This window comes from Streptomyces sp. NPDC060064 (assembly GCF_042736455.1).
Taxonomy (GTDB): Bacteria; Actinomycetota; Actinomycetes; order Streptomycetales; family Streptomycetaceae; genus Streptomyces.
In genome coordinates, this window is sequence record NZ_JBHWWF010000019.1 from 1 (window position 1) to 22,606 (window position 22,606).

Annotated in this window: 22 protein-coding genes and 1 pseudogene; 18 read left to right on the forward strand and 5 right to left on the reverse strand. The window is 69.0% G+C overall.

Going from position 1 to position 22,606, the window contains the following annotated elements; genetic code table 11:
* Nucleotides 1-105 precede the first annotated feature (105 nt).
* Complete coding sequence (locus ACFWDI_RS22400; RefSeq protein ID WP_385306290.1) at nucleotides 106-777, reverse strand: response regulator; 672 nt, start codon at nucleotides 775-777, stop codon at nucleotides 106-108.
* 14 nt (nucleotides 778-791) lie between these two features.
* Nucleotides 792-1,652 (reverse strand): RecB family exonuclease, encoded by an 861-nt coding sequence (locus tag ACFWDI_RS22405; protein ID WP_385306292.1) that lies wholly within the window; start codon nucleotides 1,650-1,652, stop codon nucleotides 792-794.
* A gap of 139 nt (nucleotides 1,653-1,791) precedes the next feature.
* Here ACFWDI_RS22405 and ACFWDI_RS22410 point away from each other — a divergent pair, with 139 nt between their 5' ends.
* The 3 genes from ACFWDI_RS22410 (at nucleotide 1,792) to ACFWDI_RS22420 (ending at nucleotide 5,116) form a co-directional block, all read left to right on the forward strand.
* On the forward strand, nucleotides 1,792-3,042 hold the full coding sequence (locus ACFWDI_RS22410; RefSeq protein WP_385306293.1) for a site-2 protease family protein: 1,251 nt from the start codon (nucleotides 1,792-1,794) through the stop codon (nucleotides 3,040-3,042).
* Between the two features lie 388 nt (nucleotides 3,043-3,430).
* Complete coding sequence (locus ACFWDI_RS22415; RefSeq protein ID WP_326648753.1) at nucleotides 3,431-4,318, forward strand: tRNA (adenine-N1)-methyltransferase; 888 nt, start codon at nucleotides 3,431-3,433, stop codon at nucleotides 4,316-4,318.
* Nucleotides 4,319-4,543: 225 nt separating this feature from the next.
* On the forward strand, nucleotides 4,544-5,116 hold the full coding sequence (locus tag ACFWDI_RS22420) for a hypothetical protein (protein WP_385306295.1): 573 nt from the start codon (nucleotides 4,544-4,546) through the stop codon (nucleotides 5,114-5,116).
* A 4-nt stretch (nucleotides 5,117-5,120) separates the two neighbouring features.
* On the opposite strand, the gene ACFWDI_RS22425 is transcribed toward ACFWDI_RS22420, so the two are convergent.
* A complete protein-coding gene (locus ACFWDI_RS22425) occupies nucleotides 5,121-5,432 on the reverse strand; it encodes a ferredoxin (RefSeq protein WP_385306296.1) in 312 nt (103 codons plus the stop codon).
* 253 nt (nucleotides 5,433-5,685) lie between these two features.
* Between ACFWDI_RS22425 and arc the strand changes: the two genes are divergently transcribed.
* The 5 genes from arc (at nucleotide 5,686) to prcA (ending at nucleotide 11,368) form a co-directional block, all read left to right on the forward strand.
* Complete coding sequence (gene arc, locus ACFWDI_RS22430; protein WP_362679000.1) at nucleotides 5,686-7,452, forward strand: proteasome ATPase; 1,767 nt, start codon at nucleotides 5,686-5,688, stop codon at nucleotides 7,450-7,452.
* A gap of 236 nt (nucleotides 7,453-7,688) precedes the next feature.
* Complete coding sequence (dop, locus tag ACFWDI_RS22435; RefSeq protein WP_385306297.1) at nucleotides 7,689-9,200, forward strand: depupylase/deamidase Dop; 1,512 nt, start codon at nucleotides 7,689-7,691, stop codon at nucleotides 9,198-9,200.
* A 137-nt stretch (nucleotides 9,201-9,337) separates the two neighbouring features.
* Complete coding sequence (locus tag ACFWDI_RS22440) at nucleotides 9,338-9,556, forward strand: ubiquitin-like protein Pup (protein ID WP_326648749.1); 219 nt, start codon at nucleotides 9,338-9,340, stop codon at nucleotides 9,554-9,556.
* A gap of 146 nt (nucleotides 9,557-9,702) precedes the next feature.
* Nucleotides 9,703-10,548, forward strand: coding sequence for a proteasome subunit beta (gene prcB, locus ACFWDI_RS22445; RefSeq protein WP_385306298.1), 846 nt, complete (start codon nucleotides 9,703-9,705; stop codon nucleotides 10,546-10,548).
* 52 nt (nucleotides 10,549-10,600) lie between these two features.
* Nucleotides 10,601-11,368, forward strand: coding sequence for a proteasome subunit alpha (gene prcA, locus ACFWDI_RS22450; RefSeq protein WP_362679009.1), 768 nt, complete (start codon nucleotides 10,601-10,603; stop codon nucleotides 11,366-11,368).
* 112 nt (nucleotides 11,369-11,480) lie between these two features.
* Here prcA and ACFWDI_RS22455 read toward each other — a convergent pair whose 3' ends face one another.
* A complete protein-coding gene (locus tag ACFWDI_RS22455; protein ID WP_385306299.1) occupies nucleotides 11,481-12,536 on the reverse strand; it encodes a hypothetical protein in 1,056 nt (351 codons plus the stop codon).
* 58 nt (nucleotides 12,537-12,594) lie between these two features.
* A pseudogene (locus ACFWDI_RS22460) lies at nucleotides 12,595-13,593 on the reverse strand (LacI family DNA-binding transcriptional regulator); the annotation flags it as partial.
* A 682-nt stretch (nucleotides 13,594-14,275) separates the two neighbouring features.
* Between ACFWDI_RS22460 and ACFWDI_RS22465 the strand changes: the two are divergent.
* The 10 genes from ACFWDI_RS22465 to tatC all read left to right on the forward strand — a co-directional run bounded on the left by ACFWDI_RS22465 (nucleotide 14,276) and on the right by tatC (nucleotide 22,483).
* Nucleotides 14,276-15,544 (forward strand): MFS transporter, encoded by a 1,269-nt coding sequence (locus tag ACFWDI_RS22465; RefSeq protein ID WP_385306300.1) that lies wholly within the window; start codon nucleotides 14,276-14,278, stop codon nucleotides 15,542-15,544.
* A gap of 9 nt (nucleotides 15,545-15,553) precedes the next feature.
* Nucleotides 15,554-16,915: a Pup--protein ligase gene (pafA, locus tag ACFWDI_RS22470; RefSeq protein WP_327322432.1), complete on the forward strand. Its 1,362-nt coding sequence runs from the start codon at nucleotides 15,554-15,556 to the stop codon at nucleotides 16,913-16,915.
* Nucleotides 16,916-17,023: 108 nt separating this feature from the next.
* On the forward strand, nucleotides 17,024-17,968 hold the full coding sequence (locus ACFWDI_RS22475) for an FKBP-type peptidyl-prolyl cis-trans isomerase (RefSeq protein ID WP_385306302.1): 945 nt from the start codon (nucleotides 17,024-17,026) through the stop codon (nucleotides 17,966-17,968).
* 43 nt (nucleotides 17,969-18,011) lie between these two features.
* A complete protein-coding gene (locus ACFWDI_RS22480) occupies nucleotides 18,012-18,386 on the forward strand; it encodes an FKBP-type peptidyl-prolyl cis-trans isomerase (RefSeq protein WP_385306303.1) in 375 nt (124 codons plus the stop codon).
* Between the two features lie 128 nt (nucleotides 18,387-18,514).
* Nucleotides 18,515-19,471, forward strand: coding sequence for a WYL domain-containing protein (locus ACFWDI_RS22485; protein WP_362679024.1), 957 nt, complete (start codon nucleotides 18,515-18,517; stop codon nucleotides 19,469-19,471).
* A 17-nt stretch (nucleotides 19,472-19,488) separates the two neighbouring features.
* Nucleotides 19,489-20,457: a WYL domain-containing protein gene (locus ACFWDI_RS22490; RefSeq protein WP_327322428.1), complete on the forward strand. Its 969-nt coding sequence runs from the start codon at nucleotides 19,489-19,491 to the stop codon at nucleotides 20,455-20,457.
* 42 nt (nucleotides 20,458-20,499) lie between these two features.
* On the forward strand, nucleotides 20,500-20,754 hold the full coding sequence (locus ACFWDI_RS22495) for a hypothetical protein (RefSeq protein ID WP_385306305.1): 255 nt from the start codon (nucleotides 20,500-20,502) through the stop codon (nucleotides 20,752-20,754).
* A gap of 19 nt (nucleotides 20,755-20,773) precedes the next feature.
* On the forward strand, nucleotides 20,774-20,971 hold the full coding sequence (locus ACFWDI_RS22500) for a hypothetical protein (protein ID WP_385306307.1): 198 nt from the start codon (nucleotides 20,774-20,776) through the stop codon (nucleotides 20,969-20,971).
* A gap of 213 nt (nucleotides 20,972-21,184) precedes the next feature.
* Nucleotides 21,185-21,472, forward strand: coding sequence for a Sec-independent protein translocase subunit TatA (tatA, locus tag ACFWDI_RS22505; RefSeq protein WP_362679032.1), 288 nt, complete (start codon nucleotides 21,185-21,187; stop codon nucleotides 21,470-21,472).
* A gap of 108 nt (nucleotides 21,473-21,580) precedes the next feature.
* Nucleotides 21,581-22,483, forward strand: a complete 903-nt coding sequence (tatC, locus tag ACFWDI_RS22510; protein WP_385306471.1) for a twin-arginine translocase subunit TatC — start codon at nucleotides 21,581-21,583, stop codon at nucleotides 22,481-22,483.
* Nucleotides 22,484-22,606: the final 123 nt, after the last annotated feature.

Sequence of the window (22,606 nt, forward strand, 5' to 3'; positions counted from 1 at the left end):
CCACTCGTCGCTCTTGGTGGGTGACTTTTTTTTTTTAAACCCCCCCCCCCCCCCCGGGGGGCCGCGCCCCCCCCCCCCCCCGCCGCTTGCTCTTCCCCCGGTGACCTACTGCGCGCCGGGACGCACCAGACCGCTCTCGTACGCGTACACCGCGGCCTGTACGCGGTCGCGCAGGCTCAGCTTCGTCAGGACATGGCCCACATGTGTCTTGACGGTGGTCTCGCTGACGAAGAGGTCCGCGGCGATCTCGGCGTTGGACAGGCCCCGCGCGACGAGCTTGAGCACCTCCACCTCACGCTCGGTCAGCGTGTTCAGCGTGTTGGGGACCGGCTCGTCGCCGGACGGCAGATGGTCTGCGTACTTGTCGAGCAGCCTGCGGGTGATGCTCGGCGCCAGCATCGCCTCGCCCGCCGCGACCACCCGGATCGCCTGCACCAGCTCATCGGCGGGCGCGTCCTTCAGCAGGAAGCCGCTCGCGCCGGCGCGCAGCGCCTCCACCACATACTCGTCGAGGTCGAAAGTGGTCAGCACCAGCACCTTGGCCGGACCGTCCCGGCCGGGCCCGGTGATCTGCCGGGTCGCCTCGACCCCGTCCATCCGCGGCATCCGGATGTCCATCAGCACCACATCGGGCTGCAGCGCCCGCACCTGGTCCAGAGCCTGGAGGCCGTCCCCGGCCTCGCCGACGACCGCGATGTCCTGCTCCGCCTCCAGAATCATCCGGAAGCCGGTACGCAGCAGCGGTTGGTCGTCGACCAGTAGGACGCGGATAGCCACGGGTACTCCTTCGTTTAGACCGGGCCCATTCTGCCCTGGCCATCCTCCGCCGATACGGTCGGGGAAATGCTCAGCGGATAAACCGGGGGAGTGCCGCCGAATTCCGGACAGACTTCCTGGTGGTCGCACCAACCGCACAGCTTGGTCGGCCGCGGCCGCCAGTCGCCCGACTCGGTCGCCTGCTTGATCGCGTCCCAGAGCGCCAGCAGCTTGCGCTCCATACGCTCCAGGTCCGCCGGGACCGGGTCGTACGTCAGCACATCGCCGCTGCCCAGATATACGAGCTGCAGCCGACGCGGCACCACGTCCTTCAGCCTCCAGATCACCAGGGCGTAGAACTTCATCTGGAACAGCGCGCCCTCGCTGTACTCAGGACGCGGGGCCTTGCCCGTCTTGTAGTCGACGATCCGCACCTCGCCGGTGGGCGCGACATCGACCCGGTCGATGACGCCGCGCAGCCGCAGCCCCGACTCCAGCTCCGTCTCGACGAACATCTCCCGCTCGGCGGGCTCGAGCCGGGTCGGGTCCTCCAGCGAGAACCACCGCTCGACCAGCCGTTCCGCCTCGCCCAGCCAGCCCGCCAGCCGCACGCCGTCGGCATCCTCGGCGAACAGCTCACCGAGCTCCGGCTTTGTCTCGAGCAGCCGGTCCCACTGGCCCGGGATCAGTGCCTTGGCGCGCGGAGCCGTACGCTCGGCCGCCGGGGCGTCGAAGAGCCGCTCCAGCACGGCGTGGACCAACGTGCCGCGGGTAGCTGCCTCACTGGGCTTCTCCGGCAGCCTGTCGATCACCCGAAACCGGTACAGCAGGGGGCACTGCATGAAGTCGCTCGCCCGCGACGGCGACAGCGATGTGGGCTGCTGGCTCGTACTCATGACTCAGACCCTACGGCCCGCCACTGACAGCGAGCGGAATACCATCGACGTCAGACGCTGCGCACTGCATGATCGAGATGCATGATCGAGATGACCGAGATGACCGAGCGAGCGACGTACTCCGCAACGAAGGGAACCCGTGAACGAGGACGACACGAGCGGTGATCGCGAGCGGCCGCAGTCCGGAACGGGGGGAGCGAACCCCGGCGGAGGCAAGCCGCGGCGCTCCGACGGCCCCGGCGGCGGAATCCTCATGGGCCGTCCTTTCGGGGTGCCTGTCTACGTCGCCCCCAGCTGGTTCATCGTCGCCGCCCTCATCACCTGGGTGTTCGGCGGCCAGCTCGACCGGGTGCTCCCCGAACTCGGCGGCATCCGCTATCTCGTCTCCCTCTTCTTCGCGGTCGCTTTCTACGCTTCCGTACTCGTCCACGAACTGGCGCACACGATCGCCGCGCTGCGCTTCAAACTGCCGGTGCGCCGCATCCAGCTCCAGTTCTTCGGCGGCGTCTCGGAGATCGAGAAGGACTCCGAGACCCCGGGCCGGGAGTTCATCCTCGCCTTCGTCGGGCCGCTGCTCTCCCTCGTCCTGTCCGGCGTCTTCTATCTGGGGGTGAAGGCCGTCGAGCCGGGCACCGTCCCCGGCGTGCTGCTCGCCGGCCTGATGATCTCCAACCTCATCGTCGCCGCGTTCAACCTGCTGCCCGGCCTGCCCCTGGACGGCGGCCGGATGCTGCGCGCCGTCGTCTGGAAGATCACCGGCAAGCCGATGTCGGGCACGATCGCCGCCGCCTGGGTCGGCCGGGCGCTGGCCGTGACCGTCCTCATCGGCCTGCCGCTCCTCACCCACACCGGAGCGCTCGGCAATGCCACCGAGGACATCGGCGGCATGGAGACCGTCACCGACGCGCTGCTCGCCGCGATCCTCGCCGCGATCATCTGGACCGGGGCCGGCAACAGCCTGCGGATGGCGCGGCTGCGTGAACACCTCCCGGAGCTCGAGGCCCGTACGCTCACCAGGCGCGCCGTTCCCGTCGAGTCCGACACCCCGCTCTCCGAGGCCCTGCGCCGCGCCAACGAGGCCGGCGCCCGCGCCCTGGTCGTCGTCGACGGACACGGCGACCCGAAGGCCCTGGTCCGCGAGACAGCCATCGTCGGTGTCCCCGAACACCGCCGCCCCTGGGTTGCCGTCAGCGGCCTCGCACAGGAACTCACCGAGGGCATGAAGGTCTCGGCCGAACTGGCCGGCGAGGCGCTCCTCGACAGGCTCAGGGCCTCGCCGGCGACGGAGTACCTGGTGGTCGAGGAGACGGGCGAGATCTACGGCGTCCTGTCCACGGCAGATGTCGAGCGCGCCTTCGTCGCCGCCATGGCCCGGCCTGCGTCTTCTTAGAGGCTCGGTTCGCCTCCGGGGCGCTTTTTGCGTCTGTCGACGGTCCACCGTGCTCGACCACTCGGCTTCTTCTTGGAGGCTCGGTTCGCCTCCGGGGCGCCTTTAGCGTCTGTCGACGGTCCACCGTGCTCGACCACTCGTTCCTCGCGGCCTCCGCGCGCTCTCCCTTTCGACACCCGCGCGCCCCTTCGGCTCACTCGCCGCAGAGGTGAGCGCTCAGGGAGTGCTCGGGGCGGGCCAGGCCCACGGGCGCGGCGGGCTCGGCTCGCTCGCCGGGCGGCCGGGGTGGGGCAGGGGCGAGGAACCGCGCCCGGGCTCGCCAGGGTGAGGCTGTCCGGCAGGCTTCACGTGGTCATCGGGGCCCGGCCCGGCCCGGTAGGCTGTTCACATGTCCGAACCGACCGGTGCCGCCCGCCGACGCGGGCCCTTCAAGGTCGGGGACCAGGTCCAGCTCACCGACCCCAAGGGACGCCACTACACGTTCACGCTCGAGGCCGGGAAGAATTTCCACACCCACAAGGGTTCCTTCCCGCACGACGAGCTGATCGGGGCTCCCGAGGGCAGTGTTGTCCGTACCACGGGAAACGTCGCCTACCTCGCGCTGCGCCCCCTGCTCCCCGACTATGTCCTGTCCATGCCCCGCGGCGCCGCCGTGGTCTACCCCAAGGACGCGGGGCAGATCCTGGCCTTCGCCGACATCTTCGCCGGCGCTCGCGTCGTCGAGGCGGGGGTGGGCTCCGGCTCGCTCAGTGCCTTCCTGCTGCGCGCCATCGGCGACCACGGCATGCTGCACTCCTACGAGCGCCGCGAGGACTTCGCCGAGATCGCCCAGCAGAATGTGGAGCGCTACTTCGGCGGCCCGCACCCTGCCTGGCAGCTCACCGTCGGCGACCTTCAGGACAACCTGACCGACGCCGACGTCGACCGCGTCATCCTGGACATGCTCGCCCCCTGGGAGTGCCTGGAGGCCGTCTCCAAGGCGCTCGTCCCCGGCGGCATCCTCTGCTGCTACGTCGCGACCACCACCCAGCTCGCGCGCACCGTCGAGTCCATCCGTGAGATCGGATGCTTCGCCGAGCCGCAGCCCTGGGAGTCGATGATCCGCAACTGGCACGTCGAAGGACTGGCCGTCCGCCCGGACCACCGGATGATCGGCCACACCGGCTTCCTCGTCACCGCCCGCCGTCTCGCCGACGGTGTGGAGCCCCCGATGCGCCGCCGTCGCCCCGCCAAGGGTGCGTACGGCGATGACTACGAAGGCCCCAACAAGGGCTGACTCCCGCACAACGCACCGACGCCGCCGCCGAGTTCCCGTGACACCACGGAGAACTCGGCGGCGGCGTCATCGCGTTGACCATCTCCACACCGTGTGTACGTCGGGTGTCTTTACGTGAGAGTTACGGACCCCACTGTTCCGCACCCGCTGTGACGTATGGCACGATGCAGACTTCCTCCCGTCGCTGACTCCCCGCCGGTACCGCCTTCCCAGGAGACATCCCGCGTGCAGACCTCCGCCGTCCCGGACCTCGCGCACACCGACGCCCGCCCGGTGCACTGGCTCGCCACCGCGACGGCGATGGCAGCGGTCGTCGCGGCCGCCGGACTGCTGCAGCCCAAGGCCGCCACCGCGTCCCAGCCGGGCTCACAGCCGCAGATCAGCACCGCCGCGGCCCCGGCGCCCGACCCCGCGGGAGTGCGGCTTCCGCTGGAGTGCGGCGGCGCCAAAAGTGTGGTGACCAAGAGGGCCTCGGGCGATCTCGACGGCGACGGCAGCCCCGAGACCGTGGCGGTGGCCCGCTGTGACGCAGGCTCCGGCACCCCGCCGAGCGCCATCTTCGTACTCACCCGGGGCAACGGGACGGGCCCGCGCGTCGTCGCGACGCTGCTCGAGCCCGTGCAGAAGCAGAGCGTCGGCGACTTCGCCGTACGTGACGGAGCGGTCACGGCGACGCTGCTCGGCTACTCCTCGCCCGATGTCCCGAGCTGCTGCCCGGACAAGCAGGAGAAGGTCAAGTGGCAGTGGAAGGGCGGGAAGTTCGTACGCACCGCCCCTGCCGAAGCGCGCGGTGTGTGATCCGTCACTCTGCGTCGGGTCCGTAGACCTCGACCCTGTCCGAAACGCGACGTACGTGGATACAGTCGCCCGGGCACTCCTTCGCGGAGTCCACGACATCCCTCAGCAACGGCAGGGGTACGGGCGTTGTGGCGCCCGGGTTCTGGAGCAGTTCGTCGTCGGTGCTCTTCACGTAGGCGAGCCCGTCGATGTCGAGCTCGAAGACCTCCGGGGCGTACTGGGCGCAGATCCCGTCCCCTGTGCAGAGGTCCTGGTCGATCCAGACCTCCAGAGCCTCCCCGACGCCTTGAGTGGGGGCCTCGTCCTGCACGGTCATATCTCCTGCCGTTTCCTTCGTCGGGTGTAGCAATGTGAAGCAAGTCGTGCCAGCCCTGACGGGTGTTGAACGCTTCGACGATACCTCCGCCCGCTTTCCGATGTTGTTGGGTGGGTATTCCCCTGGCGTAAGGGAGAGCGCAAGGGTGAAGATCGGACACACCCCTACCGTCTTTGTGATCTAGGGGTTTCAATCATCACCCACGCAGGTAGGGTCAGGAAGCGTCCAGCTCCCCTTGGAGGAGGTGAGGACCGTGGCAGCCCACGACGACGACATCAACCGCGGCATCCGGCCGGGGCGGGGGTCTGAAGACCCAGCCGGCCAGGTTGCCTATCTCGAGCAGGAAATCGCCGTCCTGCGCCGCAAGCTCGCCGACTCTCCGCGTCATACGAGGATTCTCGAAGAGCGGATCGTCGAGTTGCAGACCAACCTGGCCGGCGTGTCCGCACAGAACGAGCGGCTCGCCAACACGCTCCGCGAGGCCCGGGACCAGATCGTGGCTCTCAAGGAGGAGGTCGACCGGCTCGCACAGCCGCCGGCCGGCTTCGGTGTCTTCCTGCAGGCGAATGAGGACGGCACATGTGACATCTTCACCGGGGGCCGCAAGCTCCGGGTGAATGTGAGCCCCAGCGTCGAGCTCGACGAGCTCCGGCGCGGCCAGGAAGTCATGCTCAACGAGGCGCTCAACGTGGTCGAGGCCATGGAGTACGAGCGTGCCGGGGACATCGTCACCCTCAAGGAGATCCTCGAGGACGGCGAGCGCGCCCTGGTGGTCGGGCACACCGACGAGGAAAGGGTGGTGCGGCTCGCGGAGCCGCTGCTGGACATCACCATCCGCCCCGGCGACGCCCTGCTCCTCGAGCCCCGCTCCGGCTACGTCTACGAGGTCGTTCCCAAGAGCGAGGTCGAGGAACTCGTCCTCGAAGAGGTCCCGGACGTCGACTACGACAAGATCGGCGGTCTGGGCGGCCAGATCGAGATGATCCGCGACGCGGTCGAGCTCCCCTACCTCTATCCGGACCTCTTCAAGGAGCACGAACTGCGGCCGCCGAAGGGCATCCTGCTCTACGGCCCGCCCGGATGCGGCAAGACGCTGATCGCGAAGGCGGTCGCCAACTCCCTTGCCAAGAAGGTCGCCGAGGTGACCGGCCAGCCCGCGGGGAAGAGCTACTTCCTCAACATCAAGGGCCCCGAGCTCCTCAACAAGTACGTCGGTGAGACCGAGCGGCACATCCGCCTCGTCTTCCAGCGTGCCCGGGAGAAGGCGAGTGAGGGCACCCCCGTCATCGTCTTCTTCGACGAGATGGAATCCCTCTTCCGCACCCGTGGGTCCGGTGTCAGCTCGGACGTGGAGAACACCATCGTCCCGCAGCTGCTCGCCGAGATCGACGGTGTGGAGGGCCTGGAGAACGTCATCGTCATCGGCGCCTCCAACCGCGAGGACATGATCGACCCCGCGATCCTGCGGCCCGGCCGGCTCGATGTGAAGATCAAGATCGAGCGTCCGGACGCGGAGGCCGCGAAGGACATCTTCGCCAAGTACCTGACGGCTTCGCTGCCGCTGCACTCGGACGACCTCTCCGAGCACAACGGCTCCAAGGACGCTGCGGCACACGCGATGATCCAGTCGGTCGTCGAGCAGATGTACGCGGAGTCCGAGGAGAACCGCTTCCTCGAGGTCACGTACGCCAATGGCGACAAGGAAGTCCTGTACTTCAAGGACTTCAACTCCGGTGCGATGATCCAGAACATTGTCGACCGGGCCAAGAAGATGGCCATCAAGGCCTTCCTCGACCAAAACCAGAAGGGCCTCCGGGTCTCCCATCTCCTCCAGGCTTGCGTGGACGAGTTCAAGGAGAACGAGGACCTGCCGAACACCACCAACCCGGACGACTGGGCCCGGATCTCCGGAAAGAAGGGCGAGCGGATTGTCTTCATCCGCACCCTTGTCACCGGAAAGCAGGGCGCGGACACAGGGCGTTCCATCGACACGGTGGCGAACACCGGGCAGTACCTGTAGAACGCAAACCGGCTGCGGATGCCCGGCCGGGCATCCGCAGCCGGTTGCTTTCCCGACAGGTCCGGCCATACCGGAGCAATGACTCAATTGATCTCCCCACCAGCGCAGAGGCGTTCTAGGCTCTTCGGTACCGCCGAGTCGCGCAGTGCGGGGACGGGCACCGCACACGCACCGGAGAGACAGCGGTACTTGAGCGCCGTTCCCGGAGGGGAGCGCCGCCGGGCAAGGAGGGCCGCATGACCGTACGGCGAGTAATGGGCATCGAGACGGAGTACGGAATCTCCGTCCCTGGCCACCCGAACGCCAATGCCATGCTCACCTCGTCCCAGATCGTCAACGCTTACGCGGCGGCGATGCACAGGGCGCGGCGCGCACGCTGGGACTTCGAGGAGGAGAATCCGCTGCGGGACGCCCGCGGCTTCGACCTCGCCCGGGAGGCCGCCGACTCCAGCCAGCTCACCGATGAGGACATCGGCCTCGCCAATGTCATCCTCACCAACGGTGCGCGGCTCTACGTCGACCATGCCCACCCGGAATACAGCTCGCCCGAGGTGACCAACCCGCGCGACGCCGTGCTCTGGGACAAGGCCGGCGAACGCATCATGGCGGAGGCCGCCGAGCGCGCGGCCCAGCTCCCCGGCGCCCAGCCGATCCACCTCTACAAAAACAACACCGACAACAAAGGCGCTTCCTACGGGACCCACGAGAACTATCTGATGAAGCGGGAGACCGCCTTCTCGGACATCGTGCGCCACCTGACGCCGTTCTTCGTCTCCCGCCAGGTCGTCACCGGCGCCGGACGGGTCGGAATCGGCCAGGACGGCCATGAACACGGCTTTCAGATCAGCCAGCGCGCCGACTACTTCGAGGTCGAGGTCGGGCTCGAGACCACCCTCAAGCGGCCCATCATCAACACCCGCGACGAGCCGCACTCCGACGCCGAGAAATACCGCAGGCTCCATGTGATCATCGGCGACGCCAACCTGTCGGAGATCTCGACCTATCTGAAGCTGGGCACCACGGCCCTGGTCCTGTCCATGATCGAGGACGGCTTCATCGCCGTGGACCTGGCCGTCGACCAGCCGGTACGCACCCTGCACCAGGTCTCCCACGACCCGACCCTGAAGCGGCTGGTCACGCTGCGCAGCGGCCGGACACTCACCGCAGTCCAGCTCCAGATGGAGTACTTCGAGCTGGCGCGGAAGTACGTCGAGGAGCGCTTCGGCGTGGACGCCGACGAACAGACCAAGGACGTCCTGATCCGCTGGGAGGACACGCTCAACCGGCTCGAGAACGACCCGATGAGCCTGTCCGGCGAGCTGGACTGGATCGCCAAGAAGGAGCTCATGGAGGGCTACCGGCGGCGTGACAACCTCGAGTGGGACGCGGCGCGGCTGCACCTGGTGGACCTCCAGTACGCCGACGTACGCCCCGAGAAGGGCCTGTACAACCGGCTGGCGGCCCGCGGGAAGATGAAACGGCTCCTGGACGAGCCGGACGTCGCGCGGGCCCGGACGAAGCCGCCCGAGGACACCCGTGCGTACTTCCGCGGTCGCTGCCTGGAGCAGTACGCCGACGATGTCGCCGCGGCCTCCTGGGACTCGGTGATCTTCGATCTGCCTGGCCGGGACTCGCTGCAGCGGGTGCCGACGCTGGAACCGCTGCGCGGTACACGCAACCACGTCAAGGAGCTCCTGGACCGGTGCCGGACCGCGGAAGACCTGGTCCGGGTGCTGTCCGGGGGCTGAAATGGCTCCAGTCCGGGAATCATCGAGGTGGTCCCCGGACGTTGAGGCAAGTGCGGGGCCGATGTCGGACCCTGCTTGTAGGGTCTGATCTTGACCGAACGAACTCACGTCAGGGCAAACCGAGCGGGGTGAGGGATATGGCGACCAAGGACACCGGCGGCGGACAGCAGAAGGCCACGCGTTCCACGGAGGAGACCGAGGAGCAGACGCAGGAAGCGCAGGCTTCGGAGGACCTCAAGGAGCGCCAGGAGAAGCTGTCGGACGACGTCGACTCCGTACTGGACGAGATTGACGACGTCCTCGAGGAGAACGCCGAGGACTTCGTGCGTTCCTTTGTCCAAAAGGGCGGGGAGTAGCACCTGTTGTCCGTCTCGGTGCCGTCGGCGAAAGCCGGTGGCACCGGGGCGGATGACCGGCGACGGCGCGGGTAATGTCCGTGCACAGTTTGTAAGATCGGCCCGCGCCCGACATGGCGGGCCGCCGCCAATCCGGAAGGAAACGCGTGGAAGCCAACCCTCGTAGCACCGGGCGTCTGCCGGCAGCCTTCCTGACGCCCGGCTCGTCCTCGTTCATGGACTTTCTGGGCCAGCACTCCCCGGAGATGCTGCCCGGCAAGCGCGTCCTGCCGCCCGTGCAGGGCGCCATCGAGGCACCGCACGGCACGACCATCGTCGCGACGACGTTTCCCGGCGGTGTGGTGCTCGCCGGTGACCGTCGGGCGACCATGGGCAACATGATCGCCCAGCGCGATATCGAAAAGGTCTTCCCGGCCGACGAGTACTCGGCCGTGGGCATCGCCGGCACCGCCGGCCTGGCGGTGGAGATGGTCAAGCTCTTCCAGCTCGAGCTGGAGCACTTCGAGAAGGTCGAAGGCGCTCAGCTCTCCCTGGAGGGCAAGGCCAACCGGCTCTCCACCATGATCCGGGGCAACCTCGGCATGGCCATGCAGGGCCTGGCCGTCGTGCCGCTCTTCGCGGGCTACGACGTCGACCGGGAGAAGGGCCGCATCTTCTCGTACGACGTGACGGGCGGCCGCTCCGAGGAGCACGGCTACGCGGCCACCGGCTCCGGTTCGATCTTCGCCCGCGGGGCGATGAAGAAGCTGTACCACGACGACATGACCGAGCAGCAGGCCGTCACTCTGGTCATCCAGGCGCTGTACGACGCGGCCGACGACGACTCGGCGACCGGCGGGCCCGACGTGGCCCGGCGGATCTACCCCATCGTCACCGTCATCACCGACGAGGGCTTCCGCAAGCTCACCGAGGCCGAGTCCTCCGAGGTCGCCCGCTCGATCCTGGAGCGGCGCCTCGAACGGCCCGACGGCCCGCGAGCCTCGCTGCTCTGATGCCCCCTTCTTCTGAACCGATATGCCACTGACAGAAAGGGACGGATAGCCGGTGTCGACGCCGTTCTATGTCTCACCCCAGCAGGCCATGGCCGACCGGGCGGAATACGCCCGGAAGGGCATCGCCCGTGGTCGCAGCCTCGTCGTGCTGCAGTACACCGACGGCATTGTCTTCGTCGGTGAGAACCCGTCCCGTGCCCTGCACAAATTCAGTGAGATCTACGACCGGATCGGCTTCGCCGCGGCCGGCAAGTACAACGAGTACGAGAACCTGCGGATCGGCGGCGTGCGCTACGCCGATCTGCGCGGATACACCTACGACCGCGACGATGTGACGGCCCGTGGGCTCGCCAACGTCTACGCCCAGACCCTGGGCACGATCTTCTCCAGTGCGGCCGAGAAGCCGTACGAGGTGGAGCTGGTCGTCGCCGAGGTCGGCGCCACACCTGAGGGCGACCAGATCTACCGGCTGCCCCACGACGGATCGATCGTGGACGAGCACGGCTCGGTCGCGGTCGGCGGCAATTCCGAACAGATCAGCACTTACCTCGACCAGCGGCACCGTGACGGAATGTCGCTGGCGGAGGCCCTGAAGCTGGCCGTCCAGGCCCTGTCCAACCAGACCAACGGCAACGACCGGGAGATCCCCGCGGAGCGGCTGGAGGTGGCGGTCCTGGACCGCACACGACCGCAGCAGCGGAAGTTCAAGCGCATCGTCGGGCGGCAGCTGTCGCGGCTGCTCGAGGCCGACGGCGCCGCGTCGACCCCGACGGATGCCCCGTCGGACACCGAGGAGACGGAAGAGGGCGGCGGCGAGTAGCCCGGACCGCTGACGACGACCGAAGACGACTACTGACAACCGCAGACACGGCTTTACACGGCTGCGCCCCGGCCCGCCTTGTGCGGTTCCGGGGCGCAGCCGTATCGCAGGCTCAGGGGAGCGCCCAGTGGTGGAGGCGTTCGCGGTCCCGGGTGAGCCAGCTCCCGTCACCGAGCGGGGTCGCCTCAGCACCGACCGGCACGGGGTAGCGGACCCGGCCGAGCGGCAGCAGTGTCGCCGTGTCACAGAGCCAGTGGCGGACCGCTGCCGGGCGCCCGGGAAGGTACACCCGGCCGGTGACCAGGACATGCGCGGTATCGAGCAGATACGCACCGGTGAACTCGTCGTTGTCGGGGTCGACGGCCAGTTCGCCGAGGTCGAGCAGTCCGGCCGGGTCATCGGCGCTCACATCGTGTGACGCGAGCTCGTCGCGGTCGTCATTGTGGGCGATCGCCTCGGCGCGCCGCAGCGTGAGCACACGCGAGGTATCGGGCAGGAAGTCGATCACCTCGCGCATGGTCGTGCCGCCGCGGATGTGCAGCCCGTCCCGGCGCGGCTCGATCCACCAGGTCGACCAGCTGTACCAGGCCGTCCAGCAGGAGAGGGCGAGCAGCGAACCGTCCGGATGCCACCGCTGCGTCACGTCCGAGGCGACCGCACCGATCGGCCGCCGCGCTCTGACCTGGCCGGACGCGGTGTCGATGAGGAGCAGGGCGTCGCGGGCGTACCGGTGGCGGGGCGGATCGTCGTAGACCAGCGCCGCTGGGGTGTCGCCGTCGGCGAGCGTCGGAACCACGACACTGACGAGCCCGCCGTCCGGGCTCGCGGCCGGGGCGCCCGGTGGCCCGGGGTTCCACTGGCCGCCGTGCCAGGGCGCGTGGGGCAGTTCCCAGCGGGTGCTGCCGTCGGGGTCCAGGGCGCGGATTCGGGTGCCCTCGGCGACGACGAGGCCGCCGTCGGGCAGCGGGGTCGCCGCGGAGTGCGCCGGGAGGCGCAGCGACTGCGTGGGGGACGGCGTGCCGGCGAGGAACGCCTCCCGGTCGTGTATCTCGAGCCGGTCGTCCGTCCTGACGGAAAGACGTCCCTCGGAGAGCGGCTCGATCCAGCCTGTCGCGGGAACCGTTCCGATCAGCGTCGCGTCGATCGGATTCGCCGCCGTACTCATCATGATCGTGATGGTTCCATGGCGGGTCTCGTGGGCTCAAGACCGGTCCGCACGGACGGGATCAAGAGGAGGGGGCGGCCGACGAGTCCCGTACGACCAGATTCACCGGGAGATCGCCCTCCTCGGGCGGGCGGCCGTCGAGGACGGCGAGCAGCGCGGACATGCCGCGCTCGCCGACCCGTTCCGCGGGCAGGCGCACCGTGGTGAGCTCGGGCTCCACGGCCGTGGCGAGCGCGAGATCGTCGAATCCGGTGACGGAGATGTCCTCGGGCACCCGCAGGCCCAGCCGGCGTACCGCCTTGCAGGCTCCGGCGGCCAGGATGTCGTCGTCGCAGAGGATGGCGGTGGGCCGCGGTCCCGGGCCCATGAGCGCCCGCTCCACGGCCGCGCGTGCGCTGCCCACGTCGAGCGGCGCGGGGACAGTCCGTACGACGGCGTCGGGGACCTCACGCAGATGCTCGTGGAGAGCCCGGGCCCGTACATCGAAGGTCCAGGAGGCCACGGCCGAGGCGAGATGGACGAAGCGACGGTGGCCGAGTCCGAGGAGATGGTCCGTCATCTGCCGCATGCCGTCGGCGATATCGAGGTTGACGTGGGCCACGGCGCCGGGGTCCGCCGGGTCGCTGTCGAGCATCACCAGCGGGAGGTCCGTACCGCGGATGGCGGTCAGCGCCTCGGCGGCCATGGAGGAGGCGATCACCCCGTCGAGAGCGGCACGGGCGGAGGCGAAGGGGTCCTTGGCGGGGCCAATGCCTTCGGGGGAGGGGTAGAGCACCACACCGAAGCCGTGCTCGGCGGCGACGGTGGCCGCGCCCGTGTAGACGCGGGCGAAGAACTCATTGGTGAGGGCCGGGACGACGAGCAGCGCGGTCCTGGTCCGCCCGAGCCGCAGATTGCGGGCGGCGAGATTCGGCCGGTACCCGAGCTCGCGCGCGGCATCCCGCACCAGCCCGGCGGTCCGCTCGGACACCCTGCCGCGCCACTTGTCACCGAGGACGAGCGACACGGTGGCCTGCGAAACCCCGGCGGCCCGGGCGACATCCCGGCTGGTGGGCCGGGGGCTGCTCTCGCTGCGGTGGCCGGTGGGCGGCTCGCTTTCCGCCGTGGCGTGGGTGGGCGGTTCGCCCGGCCGGGCGGGGTCAGGACCCGCGGCCGTGTGGGCGGCGGCCGGTCCGGTTCGGCTCGTCGCTCCGCCGGTGGTGGGCGGTTCCTCGTCCACCGCGCCGCGAGTGGGGCGGTCGCCCGACCATCCTGGTCGGGCTTCCGCGGCGGCGGTGGCGGCGGCCGGGGCCGTTCCGCCTACGGGCGCGTCGGGCGCGTCGGGCGCGTCGGAGGCGCGGGGTCCGGCGGAGGGCGCCCGGTCCGCCGCGGTGCCGGTGGGCGGCACTTGGTCCGACGTGCCGCGGGCGGGGCGGTCCGCCGGCCGGGGTGAGCCGGGCCTCTCGGCCGCGAGGGCGCCGCCCGGCCCCTTTTCGCCCGGTCCCCTTTCGCCCGGCCCCCTTTCGCCCGGTCCGGCGGGCTGCCGCCCGCCTGCCACGAGGCCGTCGGTCCCGGGGGCGGGTGCCGCGGGCTCGTCCTGGGACCCGTGTGCCATCGGTGCCGTCCTCCGCCGCTCGGCGCTCGCCGCCCGCCGCTCGTTCCGTTATGCGCCCGCGGTGGACCCGCGGACTGCCGACATGGTACGTATGACCGACCACGTTATACGTAAAACCTCGGGTCGAGCCGGGAGAGAGGGGCGGAACATGGCCCTGGGAGCCACCGGCTACGCAGACATCCTCAAGGCGCCGCACGCGGCACGGCTGCTCGCCGGCACGCTCGTCGGCAGGCTGCCCAACGCCACCGCCCACATCGCCATCGTCCTGTTCACCCGCGCCGAAGGCGGCAGCTACACCCTCGCCGGGGCGCTCACCGCCGTGTACGGACTGGCGACCGCGATGGGCCAGCCGCTGCTCGGCCGCGCCGTGGACCTGTACGGACAGCCCCGGGTCCAGCTGCCCGCCGCCGTTCTCTCCGCCCTCGGCATGACCCTCCTCGCCGCCGTCGGCACCGGCTCACTGCCCGCCGCGTACGCCGCCGTGGTTGTCGCAGGCCTCTTCACCCCGCCCCTCGAAGGCGGACTGCGGGCCCTGTGGCCCAGCGTCCTCGGCCGTGAGGACCAGGTGCACCGGGCCTACGCCATGGACGCCGTGGCCCAGGAAGTCATGTTCACCGTCGGCCCGCTGCTGGTCACCCTGCTCGTCTCGCTCTGGTCGCCCGCCGCCGCCCTGCTCGTCATCAACGCCGTGGGCGTGCTCGGTGCGCTCTCCGTCGTCCTCGCCGAACCGTCCCGCACCTGGCGTTCCGCACCCCGCGAGGCCCACTGGCTCGGCGCACTGCGCTCACCCGGGCTGCTCGCTCTCCTTGGCGCCTTCTTCTTCGTCGGCCTCGCGCTCGGCTCCATCACCGTCGCCGGTGTCGCGTACGCCGACGGCCACGGCCGCCAGGCGGTGTACGGCTGGCTGATGGCCGCCCTCGGCCTCGGCGCACTCCTCGGCGGTGTGGTCTACGGCGCCCGGCAGTGGGCCGGAGCACCCGAGCGCCGCCTGCGCGTCATCGTCGCCCTGCTCGCGCTCGGCTATCTGCCGCTCGCGCTCACCCCCGGCGTGGTCGCCATGACCGCGCTCTCCGCCGTCGCCGGAGTCTTCCTGGCGCCCGCGATCGCCTGCGCCTTCATCGTCGTCGACCGGCACGCTCCGAGCGGCACGGTGACCGAGGCCTTCTCCTGGCTCGTCACGACCTTCGGCGTCGGCGCGGCGGTCGGAACGGCTGTCGCGGGCCCGGCGGTCGAGCTGGGCGGGACGAGCTGGAGCTTCGCCGTCGCCGGAGCCGGAGGGATCGCCGCACTCATGGTTCTGATGGCCACTCAGCGGGTACTCGCAGTTCCCGGCCGTACCAAGGACATCGCGAGCTCATCGGAAAATGATCGAAACGGTGCTGCCGAACCCGGTTTCAGCACAGGCCTTGAGGCGTAATGTTCAGACATGGACCGCCGCATTTTCGGGCTGGAGAACGAGTACGGCGTCACGTGCACGTTCAGGGGACAGCGCCGACTGTCACCTGACGAAGTGGCGCGCTACCTCTTCCGCCGTGTTGTCTCATGGGGCCGCAGCAGCAATGTCTTCCTGCGGAACGGCGCCCGCCTCTACCTCGACGTGGGTTCGCATCCGGAATACGCAACTCCCGAATGCGACAACGTGACCGAACTGGTCACGCACGACAAGGCGGGCGAGCGCATTCTCGAAGGCCTGCTCGTCGACGCCGAACGCCGCCTGCACGAGGAGGGAATCGCGGGCGACGTCTATCTCTTCAAGAACAACACCGACTCGGCGGGAAACTCCTACGGCTGCCACGAGAACTATCTCGTCGCCCGCCACGGAGAGTTCTCCCGGCTCGCGGACATCCTCATTCCGTTCCTGGTCACCCGTCAGCTGCTGTGCGGCGCGGGCAAGGTACTGCAGACCCCACGGGGCGCGGTGTACTGCGTCAGCCAGCGCGCCGAGCACATCTGGGAGGGCGTCAGCTCCGCCACCACCCGCTCGCGCCCGATCATCAACACCCGCGACGAACCGCACGCCGACGCGGAGCGCTACCGCCGTCTGCATGTCATCGTCGGCGACTCGAACATGTCCGAGACGACCATGCTGCTGAAGGTCGGCGCGACCGACCTCGTACTGCGCATGATCGAGGCGGGCACGGTCATGCGCGATCTGACCCTGGAGAACCCGATCCGGGCGATCCGCGAGGTCAGCCATGACATCACCGGACAGCGCAAGGTACGCCTGGCCAGCGGCCGTGAGGCCTCGGCCCTCGAAGTGCAGCGCGAGTACTACGAGAAAGCCGTGGACTTCGTCGAGCGGCGCGGGATCCGCACCGGCACCGTCGAGCAGGTCCTGGAACTCTGGGGCCGCACGCTGGACGCGATCGATTCGGAGGACCTCGACCGGATCGGCACCGAGATCGACTGGGTGATGAAGTACAAGCTCATCGAGCGGTACCGGGCCAAGCACAATATGACCATGTCGCATCCGCGAGTCGCCCAGATAGACCTCGCGTACCACGACATCCACCGCCGCCGGGGGCTGTACTACCTCCTCGAGCGGAAGGGCCAGGCCGCCCGGATCTGCAACGACCTGAAGATCTTCGAGGGCAAGTCGGTGCCCCCGCAGACCACCAGGGCGCGGCTGCGCGGCGACTTCATCCGCCGGGCTCAGGAGCAGCGGCGGGACTTCACCGTCGACTGGGTGCACCTCAAGCTCAACGACCAGGCGCAGCGCACCGTGTTGTGCAAGGACCCGTTCCGGTCGGTCGATGACCGGGTGGAGAAGCTCATCGCCGGTATGTAGCCGCCACCCGGTGGAACGCGACTCGGGCCCCGTACGTCCTCGTACGGGGCCCTTGGCACGCCCTAGAGTGTCGGGCAACTACTGTGCCGTCTGAGATCTGAGGAACACGTGCGCCGACTTGCCGGCCTTCTCGTCGTCCCCTTGCTGCTGTTGTCGACAGTGGCCTGCGGCAGTGACGACAAGGGCTCCGACTCCACCTCGTCCAAAAACGGACTGCCTGCGATCACCGCCGGCGCCAAGTTCGGTCAGAAGCCGACCCTGGCGAAGGGCGAAGGTGATCCGCCCAAGGAGCTGAAGGTCGAGGTCATCAGCAAGGGCAACGGCGCGACGACCAAGAAGGGCGATGCCCTTCAGGTCAATTACCTCGGGCAGACCTGGGTTTCTGACAAGCCGTTCGACAACAGCTTCGACCGCAAGGAACCGCTCGACCTCACGCTCGGTGCCGGCGATGTCATCCCCGGCTGGGAGAAGGGCCTCGAGGGCCAGAAGGTCGGCAGCCGTGTCGAGATGGCGATCCCGCCGGCACTCGGTTACGGGGATCAGGCCAAGGGCGACCAGATCCCGGCCAACTCCACTCTGGTCTTCGTCGTCGACATTCTGAAGGCGACCACCATTCCGGTGTCCGCCAAGGGCACCGAGGTCGCACAGGACAACATCGACCTGCCGAAGGTGGGCATCAACACCGACGGCAAGGCCCCTTCGGTCACCTTCCCCAAGGAGTCCGACCCGCCGAAGAAGCTCGTCTCCAACTACGTGCTCGAGGGCACGGGCCCGGTGGTCACGGCGAAGGACACCGTCATCGTGAACTACGAGGCCTATCTCTGGAACGGCGCCAAGAAGTTCGACAGCACGTACCAGCGGGGCAAGCCCCAGACCTTCCCGCTGGCGCAGGTGACGCTCAAGGGACTCAAGGACGGTCTCGTCGGCAAGAAGGTCGGCAGCCGCCTGCTGCTGGTCATCCCGCCGGACCAGGCATTCGGGGCCGAGGAGAAGCAGGGCGTCCCGAAGAACTCGACGCTCGTCTTCGCCGTGGACCTTCTGACAAAGGTGTAAGACTGTCCAGGTTGCCCCGTTCATCATTTAGAGGAGCAGTTCAGTGAGCATCGAGAAGCCCGAGATCGATTTCCCGGGTGGCGAGCCGCCGGCCGACCTGGAGATCAAGGACATCTGGGAGGGTGACGGACCGGTGGCCAAGGCCGGCGACACCGTCTCCGTCCACTACGTGGGCGTGGCCTTCTCCACCGGCGAGGAGTTCGACGCGTCCTGGAACCGCGGCACCCCGCTGCAGTTCCAGCTCGGTGGCGGCCAGGTCATCTCCGGCTGGGACCAGGGCGTGCTGGGTATGAAGGTCGGCGGCCGTCGCCAGCTGATCATCCCCGCGCACCTTGCCTACGGCGAGCGCGGCGCCGGTGGCGGCGCTATCGCTCCCGGCGAGACGCTGATCTTCGTCTGCGATCTGGTTGCTGTCTGAGTCCGATCGCTTCGTAGCGTAACGAGGGCCCATGCCGTCCGGCGTGGGCCCTCGGCTTTTGCCCCGGCAGCCCGGAGCGGTACGGTCAACGCTCAGAAGTGCTACGTAGATGGGGGCGAAGGGCGTCGATGGCCATTGCCAAGGCCGAGCGGCTGATGAATCTGGCGCTGTGCCTGCTGGGGACCCGGCGTCCGCTCAGCAAGCGCGAGCTGCGCGGGTCCATCGAGGCCTATCTGGAGGCCGGCTCCGACGACTCCTTCAACCGGATGTTCGAGCGCGACAAGGACGATCTGCGCGAACTCGGCCTGGTCATCGAGACGGTGGAGAACCTCGACGGCGACACCGGCTATCTCGCCCGCCGCGACTCCAACCGGCTGCCCGCCATCACGCTGGACGCCGAGGAGGCCGCTGCCCTCGGCCTCGCCGCCAAGGTCTGGCAGCAGGCGCGGCTGGCCGGAGCGGCCAGCGGCGCCCTGCAGAAGCTGCGCGCGGCCGGTATGCCCGAGGCCGGGGATTCGTACGAGGCCCATCACAGCGCGCTCGAGCCCCGCATCCCGGTCCATGAGGCCGCCTTCGAACCGCTGATGCTCGCCTGCCGCGACCGCCGGCCCGTCGTCTTCGACTACCGCAAGGCCAATGCCGCCCGCCCCGAGCAGCGCCAGGTCGAACCATGGACGCTCGAGTTCTGGCGCGGTCACTGGTATCTCGCCGGCTGGGACCGGGACCGGGGCGCCGAGCGGGTCTTCCGGCTCTCCCGTATCACCGGCCGGGTCCGCTCCCGCGTCGGCTCGTTCACCGCGCCCGTGCCCGACGTCGTGACCGTCCGTGAGACCGTCGAGAGCTGGGCGGGTGAGACCGCGACCCGCTCCGCGGTGATCCGGCTGCGCACCGGCTGCGGCTATCCGCTGCGCTCAAGAGCACAGTCCATCCGGGAACTGGGCGAGGGCTGGGACGAGTTGGAGATTCCGTACGGGCACGGGCTCGATGCCTGGCTCGTGGAATTCGGCCCGGACGTCGTCGTACTGGAGCCCGCGGATCTGCGGGCCGATGTGGTCGACCGGCTCCGTGCCGTGGCCAAGGGCTGAGGGGGACTCGTACAACCATGGCCGCCAACGCCATTGACCAGACCCGGCGAATGCTCTCGCTGGTGACCTATCTTCGCGAGCGCCCCGGCGCGCGCGTGGGGGACGTCGCCCGCGCCTTCGGGATCACCGAGGACGAGCTGATCTCCGACCTCGACGTACTGCCGATGTGCGGGACCAGCTTCCGCGGCGGCGATCTGCTCGACATCGACACTGACGGTGACCGCATCTGGTGGCGCAATCCGGATGCCTCCGGCACGAGTACAGCTGAGCCGCTGCGGCTCGCTGCCGACGAGGCGACCGCCCTGCTGGTGGCCGCGCGCGCCGTCGCCACCCTGCCCGGGCTGCGCGAGGGCGACCGCGAGGCGCTGCTGCGGGCCACCGCCAAACTGGAGACCGCGGCGGGCGAGGCGGCCGGCGCGAGCTCCCGGCTCTCAGTCACCTTCCAGTCCGAGGGCGGTGTCTTCGCCGATGTGGACCGGGCGATCTCGGAGCGGCGGCGGCTGTGGCTGAAGTACTACTCGCCCGCGCGCGACGAGCTCACCGAGCGCGAGGTGGACCCGATCCGGCTCTTCGCGGTGGGTCATACGTATATGGAGGCATGGTGCCGTCTCTCCGAGGCGCGCAGGACCTTCCGCCTCGACCGGGTGGCCGAGATCAAGCTGCTCGACGCCCCGGCCGCACCGCCCGAGATCGAGCTGCGGGATCTGTCCGAAGGGCTGGTGCAGCCGTCGGCGGACGATCCGGAGGTCGTGGTCGAGGTCGGCCCCGGCGGGCGCTGGGTCGCCGAGTACTACCCGCACGACAGCGCGGAGGAGCTGCCGGAGGGTGGTCTGCGCATCACTTTGCGTACGCCTGCTCCCGCTTCGCTGCGGCGCCTGGCGCTGCGGCTGGGGCGGGACGGGCGGATCGTCTCGCCGCAGGACCTGACGGACAGTGCCCGGCTGGCGGCGCGTGAGGCGCTCGCCGCCTATGACGCTCAGGAATAACTCGCTGCCCATGACGCTCAGGAATAAGGGGATTCGCGCGGCATGTCTGTGATGTTTGGAATTCCGGCGACGGTGGGGCCGGTCCTCTACAAGGCCGCGTGCCCCGAGTGCCGCGCTCGTTTCGAGCTCTCCGCAGGGGCGCTGCGGCTCGCCATCGGAGCCAGCCGCCGCACCACCTTCTACTCCTTCACCTGCCCCGAGTGCGACATGGCCGTCCGCAAGCCGGCCGGGGAGCGCATCGTCGAGCTCCTCACCGGCGGCGGCGTACGGACCCTGCGCCTCTACTCCACCGTCTAGAACGGTCTAGGTGCTGCCCATGCTCTGGCCCATGCTCGCCATCGCCCTCGGCTTCCTCGGGATCGCTGTACTCGGCATCCTCGGTATCCGCGTCTTTCTCGAGGCCCAGCGGCTGGGCATCGAGGTGGCCCGCACCACGGAGCGGATCAACCGGGCCGCGGAGGATCTGGAGAACGCGGCGACCGGTCTGGCCCGCACCGGTGACGCCTTGCGATAGCCCGGGTGCACTCTGCTGCGCCGGAACCGCGAGCGGTACGCTGCTGGTGGCGGCCCGGACAGTGGGGGCACGGGCTGCAATCGTGCGTATGCGCAGGCATTGCCCTGTGTTTACTCCTGCGGGTTACGATCGCTGGTAGCGCGGTGGCCAGACATTTGTCCGGCAGTCGGGCAATCAGACTCCCTGTCGCCTCGGTGAAGAAGGTAAACAGCTATGGGTAGGCTCGGCCCCACCGAGATCATTCTCATCCTTGTCGTCATCGTCCTGCTGTTCGGCGCCAAGAAGCTTCCGGACATGGCCCGTTCGCTGGGCAAGTCGGCCCGAATCCTCAAGAGTGAGGCCAAGGCCATGAAGTCGGACGACACGCAGAGCGCCCCGGCCGACCCGCCGCAGCCGGGCGCCGCCCAGGACCAGCCCGCGCCGCGCACCATCCAGGCCGCGCCCGGTGATGTGACCAGCTCACGTCCCGTGACCGAGCCGACCGACACCACCAAGCGCTGACCCTGGGCCGCCGCAGGCACCGAAACAACGGTGATGGCCTGCCGCACGAGATGAGGACGTGGGTTGCTCAAGTCTGCCCGCAAGCAGGAGAAGGACCCCGAGGGGCGGATGCCTCTCGTGGAGCACCTGCGAGAGCTTCGCAACCGGCTCGCGAAGGGAATGCTCGCCATCATGGCGGTCACGATTGTGGCCCTGATGTACAGCGAGCAGCTCATGCAGTTCCTGACGAAGTCGGTGCCCAAATGTCCGCCGGGCGTGACGAGTAACGGCGGAAACTGCGCGATCGTCTCCTTCAATACGCTGATTGCGCCTTTCAGCACGACGATCCAGCTGAGCTTGACCACCGGCCTCGTTGTCGCGAGCCCGGTCTGGCTCTACCAGCTCTGGGCTTTCGTGGCACCTGGACTGCACAAGAGCGAGAAGAGGTACACGTACGCCTTCGTCGGCGCGGCGGTACCGCTGTTCGCCGCCGGTGCCTACCTCGCGTACCTCATCCTCCCCGTCAGCGTGAAGGTCCTGATCAGCCTGACGCCGGACGGCTCGGCGAACATCCTGTCGCTGGGCGATGTCCTCGACTTCACGCTGCGGATGGTGCTCGTCTTCGGGCTCGCCTTCGAGCTGCCGCTCGTGCTGGTGATGCTCAACCTCACGGGCATCCTCAGCGGTCGGCGCATGGCCCGGTGGTGGCGCGGCGTCATCATGGGTGTCTTCGTCTTCGGTGCCGTGATCACCCCGACGACGGACCCGATCGGCATGATCGCGCTGGCCGGGCCGATCAGCATCCTCTACTTCATGGCCGTCGGCTTCTCGCTGCTGAACGACAAGCGGCGGCGGCGCAACGACCCGGACGCCGAGCTGGACGACGACGAGGCCTCCGACCTCGATCTGACCCCCGCGGCCGTCAGTGACGTCGAGCCCGTCCTGGCCGCGCGCTCCGTACCGGAGCAGAGCGGCGGCGAAGCGGACGGTGGGCGTTCGAACCGGATCAACGGTTACGACGACATCACCTGACCTTGCCGGGTCCGCCGGATGACCGGCGGGATCATCTTTTTCGCCAGTACCACCGCGGGACGCGGCCGGGGCGCGCACGCCGCGCAACCGGCCGCTCGTGCGTTCCGGGCGCCGTGCGGGTGC